General features: G+C 73.8%; 2 protein-coding genes. One reads left to right on the top strand and one right to left on the bottom strand.

The window, feature by feature from the left end:
- Positions 1 to 781 (bottom strand): MATE family efflux transporter (locus tag AB0O00_RS38345; protein WP_363659310.1); only part of this gene is annotated, 781 nt, incomplete at its 3' end.
- A 163-nt stretch (positions 782 to 944) separates the two neighbouring features.
- Here AB0O00_RS38345 and AB0O00_RS38350 point away from each other — a divergent pair.
- Positions 945 to 1,496 carry a PadR family transcriptional regulator gene (locus tag AB0O00_RS38350; protein ID WP_363659311.1) on the top strand — a complete coding sequence of 184 codons (552 nt, stop codon included), beginning with the start codon at positions 945 to 947 and terminating at the stop codon, positions 1,494 to 1,496.
- The last annotated feature ends 147 nt before the right edge of the window (positions 1,497 to 1,643 follow it).

Here is a 1,643-nt window from a genome sequence, read left to right on the forward strand (position 1 = left end):
GGGCGAGTTGGGCCGTCCCGACGGCCATCCGGGCGGTGAAGTCGAGGCCGAACGGCGCCCCGGCGCGGACGATCCGCCGCGCCTCGGGGCCGACGCGCTCAGGGCCGACGTTTTCGGGGCCGACGACTTCGGGAGATCGGTCCGTCCGGCGCTTTGCGAGCAGCCGCAGCGTGACGGCGAGCGCCACCGCCCGGGAGGTGGTGAGTGCGAGCGCGGCGCCCGTCACGCCGAGACCCGGGACGAGTCCCGCGCCGAGGACGAGCAGCGGGTCGAGCCCGAGCAGCAGCGCATTGGAGAGCAGCGCGATCCGCATCGGGGTGCGGGTGTCTCCGGCGCCCTTGAACAGTTCGTCGGCGACGCGCTGACCGGAGAACAATCCGAAGGCCGGGAACGCAACGGCGAAATAGTCCGCGGCGAGCCCGGCCGCGGGACCTTCGAGGAACCCGGCGGCGAGGCGGTCGCGCAGCAGGAAGCCGGGCACGGCGATGGCGACGGTGACGAGTACGCAGAGCCGCCATGCCGCGCGCGCGGTGCGGGCGGCCCCGGCCCGGTCGCCGGCGCCGAGGGCGCGCGAGAGCCGCAGGCTGGTGCCGGAGGCGACCACGAGGACGAGGCCGAGCAGCAGGTTCTCCACGGTGCCCGCGAGCGTGACGGCGGCGACGGCCGCGCCGCCGAGCCCGGCCACCCAGAAGGCGCCGATGACGGAGGCGACCACGCCGGACAGGAGTTCGGCGTAGACCGGTCCGGCCAGTGCGGCCAGTCGTGCCAGATGGGTGCGCATGTTCTCTCCCCCTGAAGTTCCTCGGCGGCGGCTCTCTTGAGCCGTCTCGGCCTGCGTCGGCTCGCCTCGGCTCGCCTCGAATAGAGATACCTCGGATCGATGCACATCGACAAGAGGTAAAGTGGCGCGCGCACCGGGCGCACTCCGACGAAAGGGCTTCATCGTGCTGACGCTCGCGATCCTGGGGTTCCTCTACGACCAGCCGCTGCACGGCTACGAGCTCAAGTCCCGGATCACCGGCCTGACCGGGCACGTCCGGCCGGTCAGCGACGGCGCGCTCTACCCCGCCATCACCCGGCTCGAGAAGGCCGGCCTGCTGCACCGCAGGACCGAGCCGGGCAGCGGCGCCGTCCCCCGCCAGACGCTGGAACTGACCGCCGCCGGACGAGCCGAACTCCGGCGCCGGCTCGGCGATCCGGAGCAGGCGGAGATCACCGACCAGATTCGTTTCTTCGCCCTGGCCGCCTTCCTCCACCACCTCGCCGACCCGGCCCGCCAGGCCGCGGTGCTGCGCCGCCGGCTCGACTTCCTGGAGGCGCCGAGCAGCTTCTTCTACGACGGACACGGCCGGCCCGTGACCGCCGAGCGCGAGCCGAACCCGTTCCGTCGGGGCATGCTTCTGGTCGCCCGGGCGTCGAGCGCGGCGGAGCGGGCCTGGCTCGCGGAGACGATCGAGCAGCTGACGGGAGCCGGCCCCGCGAGCGCGGGGGCGTAGACCGGTCGCCGCGCGCCCCTGCCGAACGGGAGCGGACCTGGGCCTGTCTTCGAACCCCCGTCGTCCGCCCGAAGGGCGGGCCGGGCGGCGTTGGGGTGCGTGCATCGCAAGGCGGAGGAGGGAGTCCATGCGGAGCATCGGCGACCG

It is taken from the genome of Kitasatospora sp. NPDC093558 (assembly GCF_040683475.1).
GTDB lineage: Bacteria > Actinomycetota > Actinomycetes > Streptomycetales > Streptomycetaceae > Kitasatospora.